Below are 244 nucleotides of genomic sequence, written 5' to 3' on the forward strand. Positions count from 1 at the left end.
TGACGGGTTCCAGTGTGGATCTGTCGGGCAGCCAGACGGGCGCAGCGAATATCGCCATCACGGCAACTACTGGTGATGTACAGACTAACAAGGCGGTGATTTCCGCCAGCAATCTGCTGGCCATCACGGCCAATGCCAACAATGGCCAGTCGCTGATCAATAACCAAGGCCAACTGGTGGGCGGCCAGTTGCAGTTGAACGTGGCGAACCTGAACAACGCCAGCGGCGAGATCGTGCAGACGGG

At 58.6% G+C, this 244-nt stretch carries 1 protein-coding gene; it reads left to right on the forward strand.

What is annotated here, in order from left to right; genetic code table 11:
- A partial coding sequence (locus tag GCN75_RS29475) for a hypothetical protein (RefSeq protein ID WP_193317717.1) occupies positions 1-244 on the forward strand: 244 nt, incomplete at both ends.

The organism is Janthinobacterium violaceinigrum, assembly GCF_009208555.1.
Lineage (GTDB): Bacteria > Pseudomonadota > Gammaproteobacteria > Burkholderiales > Burkholderiaceae_D > Janthinobacterium > Janthinobacterium violaceinigrum.